This window comes from Bacteroides sp. An269, from assembly GCF_002159755.1.
GTDB lineage: Bacteria > Bacteroidota > Bacteroidia > Bacteroidales > Bacteroidaceae > Phocaeicola > Phocaeicola intestinalis.
Window position 1 is genome coordinate 21,964 of record NZ_NFJG01000008.1, and the last position, 14,200, is coordinate 36,163.

11 protein-coding genes are annotated in these 14,200 nt (G+C 51.0%); 7 read left to right on the forward strand and 4 right to left on the reverse strand.

All coding sequences use genetic code 11. The features are described from left to right. Nucleotides 1–80 precede the first annotated feature (80 nt). The 4 genes from B5F71_RS03310 to B5F71_RS03335 all read right to left on the reverse strand — a co-directional run bounded on the left by B5F71_RS03310 (nt 81) and on the right by B5F71_RS03335 (nt 5,492). Nucleotides 81–1,661, reverse strand: a complete 1,581-nt coding sequence (locus B5F71_RS03310) for a hypothetical protein (protein ID WP_087207663.1) — start codon at nt 1,659–1,661, stop codon at nt 81–83. A 1-nt stretch (nt 1,662) separates the two neighbouring features. Next, nucleotides 1,663–2,694: an HlyD family secretion protein gene (locus tag B5F71_RS03315; RefSeq protein WP_087207664.1), complete on the reverse strand. Its 1,032-nt coding sequence runs from the start codon at nt 2,692–2,694 to the stop codon at nt 1,663–1,665. Between the two features lie 166 nt (nt 2,695–2,860). Further along, nucleotides 2,861–4,171: a TolC family protein gene (locus tag B5F71_RS03320; protein WP_087207666.1), complete on the reverse strand. Its 1,311-nt coding sequence runs from the start codon at nt 4,169–4,171 to the stop codon at nt 2,861–2,863. 802 nt (nt 4,172–4,973) lie between these two features. Beyond that, nucleotides 4,974–5,492, reverse strand: a complete 519-nt coding sequence (locus tag B5F71_RS03335) for a hypothetical protein (protein ID WP_143269837.1) — start codon at nt 5,490–5,492, stop codon at nt 4,974–4,976. 148 nt (nt 5,493–5,640) lie between these two features. On the opposite strand from B5F71_RS03335, the gene metG reads away from it, so the two are divergent. The 7 genes from metG (at nt 5,641) to B5F71_RS03370 (ending at nt 14,122) form a co-directional block, all read left to right on the forward strand. Then, nucleotides 5,641–7,683, forward strand: a complete 2,043-nt coding sequence (gene metG, locus B5F71_RS03340; RefSeq protein ID WP_087207672.1) for a methionine--tRNA ligase — start codon at nt 5,641–5,643, stop codon at nt 7,681–7,683. Between the two features lie 109 nt (nt 7,684–7,792). Beyond that, the gene (locus B5F71_RS03345; RefSeq protein WP_087207673.1) at nt 7,793–9,241 is read left to right on the forward strand and encodes a lipopolysaccharide biosynthesis protein; all 1,449 of its coding nucleotides are present in this window, start codon (nt 7,793–7,795) and stop codon (nt 9,239–9,241) included. Nucleotides 9,242–9,364: 123 nt separating this feature from the next. Further along, entirely contained in the window at nt 9,365–9,820 is a 456-nt protein-coding gene (locus B5F71_RS03350; RefSeq protein WP_087207675.1) for a hypothetical protein, read from the forward strand. A gap of 85 nt (nt 9,821–9,905) precedes the next feature. Further along, the gene (locus B5F71_RS03355) at nt 9,906–10,820 is read left to right on the forward strand and encodes a hypothetical protein (RefSeq protein WP_087207677.1); all 915 of its coding nucleotides are present in this window, start codon (nt 9,906–9,908) and stop codon (nt 10,818–10,820) included. A 196-nt stretch (nt 10,821–11,016) separates the two neighbouring features. After that, nucleotides 11,017–12,012, forward strand: a complete 996-nt coding sequence (locus B5F71_RS03360) for a hypothetical protein (protein ID WP_087207679.1) — start codon at nt 11,017–11,019, stop codon at nt 12,010–12,012. A gap of 260 nt (nt 12,013–12,272) precedes the next feature. After that, nucleotides 12,273–13,169: a glycosyltransferase family 2 protein gene (locus B5F71_RS03365; protein ID WP_087207681.1), complete on the forward strand. Its 897-nt coding sequence runs from the start codon at nt 12,273–12,275 to the stop codon at nt 13,167–13,169. Nucleotides 13,170–13,213: 44 nt separating this feature from the next. Further along, nucleotides 13,214–14,122: a glycosyltransferase gene (locus B5F71_RS03370; RefSeq protein ID WP_087207683.1), complete on the forward strand. Its 909-nt coding sequence runs from the start codon at nt 13,214–13,216 to the stop codon at nt 14,120–14,122. The last annotated feature ends 78 nt before the right edge of the window (nt 14,123–14,200 follow it).

Consider the following 14,200-nt stretch of genomic DNA (forward strand, 5'->3'; position numbering starts at 1 on the left):
CAGAATTTACATAAACACCTTATATAATAAAAGGTATCGAGAAAAATCTGTGTCCGTCTGTATGTTATCTCCAAACCCGTTTACCTGAAAGCTTTTTCCGCCTCACGCCTCAAAGCACGCCAGCCGGGCATCTGTTTCAGTTCGCGACGGATAGGAGCATCGTAAAGCAAGAAGAGAAGGAACAGCAGAAGGCAGGCGTAAATCACCCAGCCATAGATTTGCTTGATGCTCACTTCCATCATCCGTTCGATGAACCCCGGCATATATCCGCCTAAATCGAAAGGCGAGGAGCTGACTGCTACGTTATCAATAGCAGTGCCGTAACGCGCCAGATTATCCGCCATGTAGTAAGACAGACCTTCGGTATAGACGGCTGCCCCCAGTACACCGCCTACCACCATGTGCAGCATATTGAACACACTCAACGCCTGGAAGAAGTGCTGAAACGTCATAATTTCTTCCAGACAGACCATAAACGTAGCACTCAGTACGGCATAGGCGAATCCACGGCACGCTACAGGCAGATAAAGCTGAGAAATATGAATTTCTGACGAAAGCGTGAAATAAAAGCCTACAAGATAACACGCCAGCACAGCTATGCCTACCGCCAGAAGGCGCAAATAACTGAACCGTCTTACGTGCATCCACCAGTAAGCGAAAAGACAGCCTGCCACCACACCCGCCAGCACCAGCCAGTCGAGCCGGACGCTGACCAACGCCTCATAATGCATCACGCTCTCGTAGAACACTTCTTCCAGCGAACGTTCGGCGGCAAGGTACATTTCGACCAGCATAATGAGCAGCAAGATGGGGAAAAGATGCCTGTATGTCCACATCTTCGGTTCGAGGAAAGGATGGCGCACATGAAGCATCCGTCCGACACACACCGCCAGCGTGGACACAATCATCACTGCCAGCACGCGAATAACAGGACTGTTCCACCAGTCGTAAAACTCTCCGTAACAGAAGAAATAAGCCACTTCCAGCAAGAGCAGCGCCCACAACAAGGCTCCCAGCCAGTCGATGCCGAAAAGCGGGAACTTCTTGACGATGCGGAAATGCCGTGTACAAAGGGTGATTATCAACAAGTCAACCATCATCACCCCCGCCATGAACCAATGCATGTACGACCAATGATAGTAATGCATCAGATAAGTGGCAAGAAGGTCGGACACCTGCATGCTCCCTAATATAATAATGTGCAGCATGGGGAAGAACACCGTGAAATCACGCTTTGGCGTCATCCAAAGCTGGATGGTGGACATACATTCGAAAGTACCCTGTATCTTGCAGATGCCCTCCACGAAACAGATTACCCAAAGCAAGGGCAGGAACGTAACGTGTGGTGCAGCCAAGTTGCACACCAACACACCCGTAGCAGATACCGCCAGCAACGTCTTGTTGGTGAAACGGAACTTCATCCGGAACAGCAGAGGGAAATAAATCGCCATTCCCGCCAGGTTGGCATAAAGACACATTAGCAAGTCCTCGCGCATCAGGGTGGTTTCACCCATCATCTCTGCCAGCGTACCCAGATAAAGCCCTCCCGAAAGCTGGAACGTGACTGCCATAAAGACATAAAGCCAGGGCTGCATGAGACGGGGCACAAAGCCGCGGACCATCGGCATCGTGAACGGTCCGTTAAGTACAGGCGCTCCCATCTCAACGCTTCACTTTACATTCCACATTCAGCCCAGCACGCAGAAGACTCAGCTTCTCCACATCGTTACCTTTCAGGCTGATACGGACAGGCACGCGCTGTTCCACCTTTACAAAGTTGCCTGTAGCATTGTCTTGTGGGATGAGCGAGAAGGCGGCTCCCGTGGCATCCGAGATAGATTCCACCGTGCCGGTATAGGTCACACCCGGAACGGCATCAGCGGTAAGCATCACTTCCGAGCCTACATGAATGTACGGAAGTTGGGTCTCACGGTAGTTGGCAATGACCCACAAGTCCTGCCCGTCTACGATATCCACCATTGTTTGTCCGGGCTGCACCAGCTGCCCTTCATGAATATCCTTGCGCCCCGTCACGCCGTCGCAAGTGGCGACAATCACGGTGTACGACAGGTTCAGCTTTGCCAAATCCACGGCTGCTTCCGCCAGCCGGATGCCCGCTTCGTTCTGCTCCAGCCGGTGCGTCTGCTCATCACGGGTGAGGGCGGTCGATTGCTTGGCACGCAAGAGCTGTTCATAACGTGCCTTAATAGCTTCGTATGCCGTGTGCACCTGATCGTATTGCTGGGGTGTCACGGCATCTTGCTTCAGAAGTTTCTCGTAGCGGTGCCATTCACGCTCGGCGTTCTGCATCTGCACCCGCACTTCTTCGATGCCCGCATCGCTTACACGCAGGTTGTTTTGTGTAGTAGCGATACCGGTCGATGTGGCACGGCGTCCCGAAAGGGCGTTGGCAAGGTCAGCTTCTGCCTGAGCAAGACGCAGGCGGAATTCGGTGTCTTCTATTACCAGCAAGGTATCGCCTTTGCGCACCGGCTGGTATTCTTCGAAACAAATCTTCTTGATAAAACCCTGCACACGGGTATTGACGGGCGTAATATGTTGGCGCACCTGCGCATTATCGGTATATTCCACGCCCAAATGAATGAAGCGCGAGCAAACGTAAACCAGTCCCACGGCAAGCAGGGCAATCACTACGGTATTATAAATCTGTTTTTTAGTCTTTCTTGTAAGCATAAGTCTATTGAGTTTGGTAGTTAAGAAGTTAAGAAATTAAGGAGTTAAGAAATTAAGGAGTTTAGGAGTTAAGGAGTTAAGAAGTTAAGGAGTAAAAACTATTGGCTTAACTTCTAACGAAGCGAAGCGGAGTGATAACTCCTCTAACTCTTTTAACTCCTTAAAATTACAACGTATGTGTCACATATCTCATCTGATAATAATGGTAAACCAAGTCGATGCGGGCGTTCACCAGTGCAAGATCGGCGCTCAGTTTGGTGTTGCCGGCATCCAACATGTCGGTCAGCAGGGCAAGCTCGTTGCGATAACGGTTGCTGGTCACGCTGTAATTCTCATTAGCAAGCTGCACGTTCTTCTCCTGAGTCCGCAGCTCGGTAAAAGCAGTCAGCAGAGAAGTATAGCTTGCCTGCACGGCATTTTCCACCTGCTCTTGTGCCAGCCCGTGTGTCTCTTGCGCCCGGCGCACGTTCAGCCGTGCCTGCTTCAGCTTGCGGGTATTCTTGAAGAGCGACGAGAAGTTATAACTCACACTTACGCCCACGTACCAGTAGTTGAAGTTGTTGTCCAAAACGGGTACTTCGATAGTGATAGGTCCATCCAGATGTTCGGCGGCAAAGAGCGACACCTTAGGCAAGCGTTCCGAGTGTTCGCGTTTCACCAGTTGCTTGCTCGTCTCGATGCCCGTCGCCGCCTTCCGCAAGTCGATGTTGGTCTGTGTGGCAAGCTCCTGCCAGTCATTTTCGCTTAGTGTCTGCACTTCGGTGGCAAGCAGGGTTGTGTCAGGCACGACGACCGTCTCTTCGGGCAAGTGCAGGATAGTCACCAACCGGTGGTTTACTATCTTGCACGCATCGTTCACCTTCGCCAATTGCAGTTTCAGATTTTCTTTCTGAAACTCATAGCGGGTGATGTCGTTTTGCAAAGCGGTGCCCTGCTCGCGCCGTGCCTGCATGTCGGCTATCACCTGCAGGACGAGGGCGAGGGTTTTTTCCAGCACCTGCGCCTGGTTGTTCAGCTTGTACAAGTCGAGGTAATATCCCACGAGCTGGAAGCGGACATCCTGCCGGTTCTTCTCCCAGTCCAGTTCCGCCTTTTGCTTATCAAGCCTTGCCAGCTCGATACCGCTGTTCACCGCCCCTCCGGCATAGATAACCTGTTGGGCTTCGAGGGCGAAATTGTTCCCCCAGTGGGGCATGTCAATGTGGGTGGCATTGCCAAAATCGCGGTTCCACAGCTTCCCGTCGCCCCAATAGCTGCCCGAAAGCGAGGCGCTGATGTCAGGCAGACGTTGCGCTTTTGCCGCCTTCAGTGCTTCGGCGGCAGCTTCTTTTCCTGTCGCATACGCCTGTATACTTGTACTGTTCACATCGGCAAGGCGGAACAGTTCATCGATGCCCATCACTCGCGGTTGGGCACAAAGATGCAGGCTGCATAGTGCCACCAAGCAAGGCACTATGAGCCTAAAGTTTTTGCTCATAATGTAACTGATTAAAAAATGGTTGAATGAAAAAATAGAAATCCCCGTTGTCGTATACCGAAGCCGGCCATCAAATCAAAGCCGCCACGCCCCATGCGTGGAAATCATGAATTTTGTTACTAAAACGGACGATGTAAGTTTTCTTCTGTGTCATATTCGTAGGGCGGACTCTTTCTAAATCCGGCGCGAAGTTAGAAAAACAATCCGCAAGTTGTAACCTTACAAGTGCTGCATTTTGCATTTCTTTAACAAAAAAGCTACATATATCACACAAGCGAATATACATCAAAAACTCATTCCAAATCAGCACACGATAAATTCAAAACAGTTCACCATGTTTCTTTCCAGATTTCAAAAGAAAACACAAAAACACCGCTTAAAAAAGAGCCGTACTGAAAACAGAGGTTGTCATCCCTTAATTCTTGTTATAAAACATTTTATTTTAGTCAAAACATTTGCATATTTCCCAGAAGTCCGTACCTTTGCAACGTGTTTTTCATAGTATTAGATTTAAGGTTAACAAAGGTTGGAGTACAGCGGTACTCCTTTTTTTATGTCCATACGTTTGGACATTACGCTTTTGCCTATGGTTTCATGCCTGTTACAGCCCTAAAGAGTTTGCAGGAATGGTATTCATAGCTTTCAACGCATATAGGTCTATCCGCTGTAAGATTAATAATCTTCAGGCTGCAAGATTATTAATCTTACAAGCGGAAGATTATTAATCTTACACCAGACGAAGTTATCTGCGCTGAGAAAAGAAGATAATAACAACCTTTTAAATAATCTGAATACTACCCATTTATTTAAACCTTACCGCTACTCCTATCAGATGGTTGACCGGCTCCCCGTTAAGGCTGGCAGGGATGAAGTAGGGCAGGTTGCGGACCACCTCGCAAGCAATGGAATCCATTTGGCGGTATGAACGGGCATCAGGCGCAAATACCTTTGCCGACCTTGCGAGGGTGACGTGACAAGGTAATCCCATTTTATTGACCACAAAAGAGACCACAGAGATGCCTTCACCGATGTGGATGTCCTTCACGGCTTCCTGTATGTAGTGTTCCAAGCCCGTATTATATTCCGAGCCGTAAGGCTTAGGAATGGAAAACTCCGGCCCGCTGTCCGCATATCTGTAGACCGTATCTCCTTCTATCATGTCATAGACCGGCTTTCCGGTCTCACGCTCCAAGGTTATCGGTTCTTTGTCCGGTTCCTTTACCCGTATCGTATCGGTTTCAGCCGCAAGCGGACTTTCGGTCTTCTGCTGTCCTCCGCAAGCTCCTAAGGCAAGCAATAAGAAACATATCATCGGTTTCATACGCACATAAGGTTTTGGTCTCTGCAAATTTAGGGAAAAGAAGGAAAAAGCGCAACCGCAAGATTCTTTATTCTTCGTTCTTCATTCTTCATTTAAATTCGCTATCTTTGCAAAAGTTATTTAGTATCAAAGAAAAAACATACGCTATATGGAAAAGAAATTCAAACGGACTACTGTCACCTCGGCATTGCCTTACGCCAACGGGCCGGTCCACATCGGACACCTGGCGGGCGTATATGTGCCTGCCGACATCTACGTGCGCTACCTGCGCCTGAAGAAAGAAGAAGTATTATTCATCGGAGGCTCGGACGAGCACGGCGTGCCCATCACCATCCGCGCCAAGAAGGAAGGATGCACGCCGCAGGACATCGTGGACCGCTATCACACGCTCATCCGCGACTCGTTCAAGGAGTTCGGCATCTCGTTCGATGTGTACGGGCGTACCACTTCGAAGGTGCACCACGACACGGCATCGGCATTCTTCCGTACCCTTTACGACAAGGGCGAGTTCGTAGAAAAGACCTCGATGCAATACTACGACGAGGAAGCGAAGACTTTCCTTGCCGACCGCTACATCACGGGCGAATGTCCGCGTTGCCACGCCGAGGGTGCTTACGGCGACCAGTGCGAGAAGTGCGGTTCCACGCTCTCGCCTACCGAACTTATCAACCCGAAGAGTGCCATCAGTGGAAGCCAGCCGGTAATGAAGGAAACCAAGCACTGGTACCTGCCGCTCGACAAGCACGAGGCATGGCTGCGCCAGTGGATTCTGGAAGACCACAAGGAATGGCGCCCCAACGTGTACGGCCAGTGCAAGTCGTGGCTCGACATGGGACTTCAGCCGCGCGCCGTAAGCCGTGACCTCGACTGGGGTATCCCCGTTCCGGTAGAGGGAGCCGAAGGAAAAGTGCTCTACGTATGGTTTGACGCACCTATCGGTTACATCTCGAACACCAAGGAATTGCTGCCCGACTCGTGGGAGAAATGGTGGAAAGACCCCGAAACACGCCTCGTACACTTTATCGGAAAGGACAACATCGTGTTCCACTGCATCGTGTTCCCCGCCATGCTGAAGGCGGAAGGCAGCTATATCCTGCCCGACAACGTGCCGGCAAACGAGTTCCTGAATCTGGAAGGAGACAAGATTTCCACCTCACGCAACTGGGCGGTATGGCTCCACGAATACCTGCAGGACTTCCCCGGCAAACAGGACGTATTGCGCTACGTACTCACCGCCAACGCTCCGGAAACAAAGGACAATGACTTTACATGGAAAGACTTCCAGGCACGCAATAACAATGAACTGGTAGCCGTATACGGAAACTTCGTGAACCGTGCCCTCGTGCTGACCCACAAATACTTCGAAGGCAAGGTACCCGCCTGCGGCGAACTGAACGATTACGACCGAGCAACCCTGCAGGAATTTGCCGACGTGAAGGCACAAGTAGAGAAACTGCTTGACGTATTCAAGTTCCGCGATGCACAGAAGGAGGCAATGAACCTTGCCCGCATCGGCAACAAATACCTTGCCGACACCGAACCGTGGAAATTAGCGAAAACGGATATGGACCGCGTGGCAACTATCCTCAACATCGCCCTGCAACTGGTAGCAAACCTTTCTATCGCCTTCGAACCGTTCTTGCCTTTCAGCTCCGAAAAGCTCCGCAAGATGCTGAACATGGAAACCTTCAGCTGGGAACAACTGGGACGCACCGACCTGCTGGAAGCCGGACACGCCCTGAACAAGGCGGAACTGCTCTTCGAAAAGATAGAAGACGACGTCATCCAGGCACAAGTGGACAAGTTGCTTGCCACCAAGAAGGCAAACGAAGCTGCCGCCTACAAGGCAAACCCTGTGAAGCCGACCATCAGCATCGAGGACTTCGACAAGCTGGACATCCGCGTAGGCACGGTGCTGGAATGCGAGAACGTGCCCAAGATGAAAAAGCTCTTGAAATTCAAGATAGCCGACGGGCTGGAAAACCGCACCATCGTGAGCGGCATCGCCCAGCACTACAAGCCCGAAGAATTGGTGGGCAAACAGGTATTGTTCATCGCCAACCTCGCCCCGCGCCAGTTCAAGAACGGCTTAGTGAGCGAAGGCATGATATTGAGTGCCGAAAACTTCGACGGCTCACTGGCGGTCACTTCCGTCTTGCGCGAAGTGAAGCCGGGTAGCGAAGTGAAGTAGCTTTTTATTTTCACCACAGATTACACAGATTAAGTAATTAAAATAAAAACACAGAGGCAATCCTAATAAATAAATCTGTGTAATCTGTGGTGAAAAAAACACCAACCCTATGCCCGAACAATCATTAAAGGAAAAGACCGCGAAAGGACTATTCTGGGGAGCCGTTAACAACGGTGCCCAGCAATTGCTCGTGCTCGTATTCGGCATCATCCTGGGGCGGATGCTCGGACCGGCGGAGTACGGCATGGTGGGGATGCTCACCGTCTTTACCCTTATCGGGAACTCATTGCAAGAAAGCGGCTTCCGTGCCGCACTGGCAAATGTAAAGCACATCCGGCACGAAGACTATAACGCCGTATTCTGGTGCAGTCTCGGCATCGGCGTGTGTGCCTACCTCGTATTGTTCTTCTGCGCCCCGCTGATAGCCCGTTTCTATCATGAACCTGCCCTTATCCCGTTGGCGCGTTATTGCTTTCTTGCCATTCCCATTGCCAGCCTGGGCACGGCGCAAGGAGCTTATCTTTTCCGCAATCTGAAAGTACGCCAGCAGGCACTTTCGGGCATCATCGCCCACATCCTATCGGGATGTCTGGGCATCACGCTTGCCTACCACGGATTTTCCTACTGGGGCATCGCCACACAAAGCCTTACGTACCTGATTGTCGTGACGATATGCAGCTGGTATTTCTCGCCGTGGCGTCCTACGTTCCGGATTGATTTCCGCCCGCTGAAGCCGCTCTTCGCTTTCAGCAGCAAGTTGCTCATCACCAATATCGCCAACCAGCTGAACAACAACCTGCTTTCGGTCATACTGGGAAAATACTTCAACCCGCAGGCGGTGGGCAATTATAACCAAGCCAATAAATGGAACGCCACGGGGCATCAATTTATTACAGGAATGATGGGCAGCGTGGCACAACCCGTGCTGGCAAGCATCAGCGACGACCGCGAACGCTCCCTGCGCGTGTTCCGCAAGATACTCCGCTTCTGTGCCTTCCTTGCTTTTCCGGCGATGTTCGGACTCTCTATCGTGACACACGAGCTGATTCTCCTGACCGTAGGCGAAAAGTGGACAGGCAGTATCCCCTTGATGCAATTGCTCTGCATCGGAGGTGCCTTCGTTCCCCTCAACACCCTCTTCTCCAGCCTCATCATCAGCCAGGGGAAATCGGACATCTATATGGGAAATATCATCGCACAGGTCGTGCTCCAGCTCCTCACCGTCTTAGTATTAATACAACTGGGCGGAAGCATCTACGCAATGGTGGTCGTGAACGTGTGCCTCAACATCGTATGGCTGTTCGTGTGGCAAGGCTTTGCCCGGCGGTTCATCGGACTAAAAGTAAAAGCCTTACTACTCGACCTGCTTCCTTTTCTCTGTTCCGCATTGCTTGCCTGCTCGGCAGGGTGGCTGAGTGCCTATATGGCAGGAGGCCCGCTCGCCGTCACTTTTCTTACGAAAGTCATTGTAGCGGCAGGGTGCTATTTCCTCGTCATGAGGATCGCCCGTGCCGAAATCCTGCAAGAATGCATCGATTATTTGTTAAAAAAGAAATGACCATAAACCGTCCGTTCATCCCAAAGGCTTTTATTTAAAATTTCTTCTCTTTTTCTACTTTATTTGAAATAGAAAGATGTATCTTTGCTCTATTCATAATGTTAAACACTTAATTATTATTTTATGAAAAATAAATTGTTACTTCTTTTATTTGCATTCTCCTTTACGATGATAACTGGATGTTCTGATGATAATCCTGTCGATAACAACAATATAATAGAAGATAATTCCCAATCGGAAGAAGCAAGATATTATGCAAAATATGAAGTCTATATGCCATTAGGAGGATTCACTTCTCAAAAAACTTCAAGAAAAATAACTTTCGTGTCTGAAAATGGTGAACAAACTATCAGTACTTCTAATGCGAGTTGGGAAGGAACGTATGGTCCATTTAAAGCAAATACCCAACTTTATCTTAAAGCAGAAGCAGAAAGTGGTGGAATACGAAATAATGTTGAATATTACGTAAGATTATCTGTTAGCTATAATAAAGAGCCTTTTACAATAAAGGGAGAAGAAAGAGGTGTTGCAGTATCATCTTTATCCACAAGCTATACAATACAAGATATTAGCGAGTGAAACTTCTGTTATGCTGGATTTATAATCCGGCGTAACAACGAAAATGACATAAAAATCTGCGGAAATCTGCGTTTCAAGAATTAGCATGCCCACCCTCTACGTCATCAGCCCGCCACGCGAGATATTCGAAGGCATTCGTCCCGAAGTGAAGCAACACATCGTGATGCAGCCCGACTTCCTGCGCTATCCCTCCGGACGGTTCAAAGGAATCACCCGAAGCCTGCTGGCGGGACGCATCCCCTTGCCCAAGCGAATCTTATATTATTGGTTCCCGAAGAAATACTTCGACCGGATTATCCATGCCGAGGCGGGCGATGCCATCCTGATTTACGAAGCGTGCAACGTGCGGGTGCTCCGCGCCATCCGCCCTTACCTGCCCGAGGGAGTGCCCTGCTACATTTACTATTGCAACCCCGTCGGCACCACCTTCCGCCGTCCTGCCGAAGAACTGCAAGCCATCCGCGCCCTCGGATACCGCCTGACGAGCTTCGACCCCTGCGAGGCGGAACGCTACGGAATGGCATGTACAGGACAATACTTCCGTTATCCTGAACACCAGCCCGACAACATCGACTCCGATTGCTTCTTCTGCGGCCTGCCCAAAGACCGCGCCGGCACGCTGCAACGCCTCCGCACACGCCTTGAAGCCGAAGGCCTCACGTGCGATTTCGTTATCCCCCGCACGCCGGCGGAGAAGCTCACCTATCCCCAGTATCTCGACCGCCTTGCCCGCACGCGCTGCGTTATCGACATCAGCCAGAAGGGACAGACCGGCCTGACGCGCCGCCCCCTCGAAGCCCTCTTCTACGGCAAAAAGCTCTTGACCGATAATCCGGAGATAGCACGCTATGACTTCTACCGTCCGCAAAACGTCTTTATCCTTGGCAAGGATCCGGAAGAACAGCTCCGCGCCTTCATCGAAAGCCCCCTTGCCGAAGTGCCCGAAACCGTCCGCGCCGCCTACGACGTAAACGAGTGGATAAGGCATTACCTGCCGTGATTTTTACAATCATAAAAAAGAATACCGCAAACATCCCATGTAGAGGCATATTGCATACGTCCGAATGTGCCAACTTATCCACACGGATGTTTTCGGGACACGGTTTTTGGGGACCGGAAGACACTTTCCTCTGCTTCGAAGGTGGATTATCGGAAAATAAAACTAACTTTGGACGTGAATTTAAGACAACTCAATTATGACCGATTACATAGCTACTTGGTTCTACCGCGAATCGGCGGACGAGGCGAGCTTCTACCCGCAGATGGGGCAGAAGGGCGACTCAGCACTGGTGCACTCGGTGTATATGCAGATACAGGTGCCTTTCTTCCGCACCTTCCGGCACTATAACCCTGCGGCACGGCTGCTGTTCTTCACGAATCTGAAGCGTGAAGGATTGCCCCGTTTCCTGCTGGAATTGTTCGATGAATTAAGCGTGGAGACCGTCACACTTCCTTATACACGGCGTCCGCCGAAGGGATGGTACGAAGCATGGCAGAACCAATTCTATCTATACGATATTCTTAGCGAGATGGACGGACGGATGCAGGCGGATGATACGTTGCTGGTGTGCGATGCTGATTGTTTGTGCCGTATGCCGCTTGACCCACTTTTCGATGAAATCCGCAACAATGGGAGTGCACTCTATGAGTTTATCACCGACCGTTCCGCTACAATTAACGGCATCACCCTGCCGCAAATGGAAAGGTTCTACGAAGCCTGCTACAGCAAACCTCCCCGTTTGCCACTTGCTTACTACGGAGGGGAATTCATCGGGCTGAGAGGCGACAACGTACGCCGTATCAATGAGGCATATCCTGAACTTTGGGCATTCAACCTTGCCCGAGCCGGCCTCCAAGCTCCCAAACTGAACGAAGAAGCGCACGTGCTCAGCATGCTTGCCGAGCGGCTGGACTTACGCAATGCCATAGCAAACCGTTATGTAAAGCGGATGTGGACTTCTCCGCAATTCAACAACGTCCGTCCCGGAGACGAGCATCTTGCCGTATGGCATCTGCCTTACGAGAAAAAGCGGGGGCTGTACCGCCTCTTCCGGCTCCTCGAAAAGCAAAAAGGCCTGGGCGATGAGGCCCGCTTTTGGGAAAAGGCAAAAGCGTGGACGGGCGTGCCTGCCGTGAGCCTCGTCAAGCGTCTGCGCGACCGGTGGACAACCTTGCAGATGCGATTCGATTGATTTACGATTTTACTATTTACTATTTATGCGAATCAGAAGTTAAACGTAGTTATGTTTCACAGGAGTTATCACTTCGTTCAGGAGTTAAAAGCCAATAGCTTTACTTCTGAAAGCGGTGCAAAAGGTATTGGCATCTAACTCCCAGCCCGCATTGGCGGGCGATAACTACCTATAACTCCCTTTTAACTCCTGATTGGCATTATTTACAATGCCGCATGGAGAAATAGTAAATCTAAATTGTAAAATATAAAAATAAAACCATGAAAATACTGACTATCATTGTATCTTATAACTTCACCCGATGGATAAAACCTTGTCTGGAGAGCCTGTCCCACTCGGATTATCCCACCGATGTGCTGGTTATCGACAACGGGTCGCAAGACGATACCATGCAAACCATCCGGAACGCTCACCCGCATGTGCGCCTCATCGCCAACGGAGAGAACTTAGGTTTCGGACAGGCGAACAACATCGGCATGCGCCTTGCGCTGGAAGAAGGCTATGATGCCGTATTCCTGCTGAACCAAGACGCATGGATGGCACCGGACAGCATCGGATTCCTGGCTGCCCAGGCAGAGAAACACCCCGAATACGGCATCCTCTCGCCTGTACACTTGAACGGAACGGGCAACCGGCTGGACCATGGATTCGCCAGCTATGTGCATCAGACCGACCCTGCACGCATTCCGCACGACCAGGACGTGATAGAAGCCCCTTTCATCAACGCGGCATTCTGGTTCATCCCCGTCCGCACGCTGAAAAGGCTGGGCGGATTCTCGCCCCTCTTCTACCATTATGGCGAAGACAAGGACTACGTGAACCGCCTGCACCGCCACGGATTGAAAGTGGGCTATGTGCCGGAAGCATACGGGAACCACGACCGCCAGTCGCGCCCCATGACCCGTGAGGTGTTTTTCCGCACCGAGTACGTGTATCTGCTCTCCGAGTACACCAACCTGAACCGTACCTTCGGAAACGCTTTCGCCTATAGCGTCCTTGCCTGCGTGAAGAAAAGCCTGCTCGCCTTCATGCATCATAAGTGGAAAGACGGATGCACTTATCTGCATCTCGCCTTGAAGCTAAGTGGAAAGACGCACGAAGTTATATGCATCCGCCGGCGAACCCGCATGGAAGCGCCGCACTTCTTACTTGAATGAAACAACCCACTATTAATTATTAACTATTAATTATTCATTAAAGCATGTACGCTCCGATTCTCCTTTTCGTCTACAACCGCCCCGAACATACACGCCGGGTTATCGAATCTTTGCAAACCAATGCTGAGGCAATAGAGAGCCGCCTCTTTATCTATGCCGACCAAGCCCGAAACGAGGCAGACCGTCCGAATGTGGACGAAGTGCGCCGGTACATCCGGAGCATCGGAGGCTTTAAACAGGTTACACTTATCGAACGCTCCGAGAACTGGGGTCTTGCCCGCAACATCATCGATGGCGTAAGCACGCAGGTCAATGCCTACGGGCGTGTGATTGTGCTGGAAGACGACCTGGTGGTGTCGCCCTACTTCCTGCGCTTTATGAACGATGCGCTGGAGACGTACAAGGACGAAGAGCGAGTAGGACATATCCAGGCGTGCGACTTCACGAAAGACCCTTCGCTGCCCGACACCTTCCTTATCAAGTGGACCGGAAGCTGGGGCTGGGCAACGTGGGCACGTGCCTGGCGGCATTTCAATCCCGATGGGAAAGCCTTGCTCGCCCAGCTGGAAGAACGCCGCCTGACCCACACCTTTGATTTCAACGGGAATTATCCCTTCACCCGCATGCTGCGCCGCCAGATAGCCGGCAAGAACAATTCGTGGGCAATACGCTGGAACGCCAGCCTGTTCCTCGCCGGTATCCTTTCGCTGAACGTGGGCAAATCGCTGGTGCAGAACACCGGATTCGACGGCACGGGCACGAATTGCGGAGGCGGAGGCCTCTATGCTTCCGACCTGTGGATGCATCCGCTCCCCGTCGTCCCTATTTCCCCCATCGCGGAGAACCAAGAAGCCCGCCGTGCCTTCGCCCGCTATTATCACCGCACCAACGGCTTTTGGGCGAAAGCCATCCGGCGCATCAAGCGGACGTTGCGGGGAGACTTCGGAGCTTAGTTCTCACCACAGATTACACAAAAGGCGTTACAATCATTACAATTACAATTAGCCTTCATGAATATCTGCCACGATTGA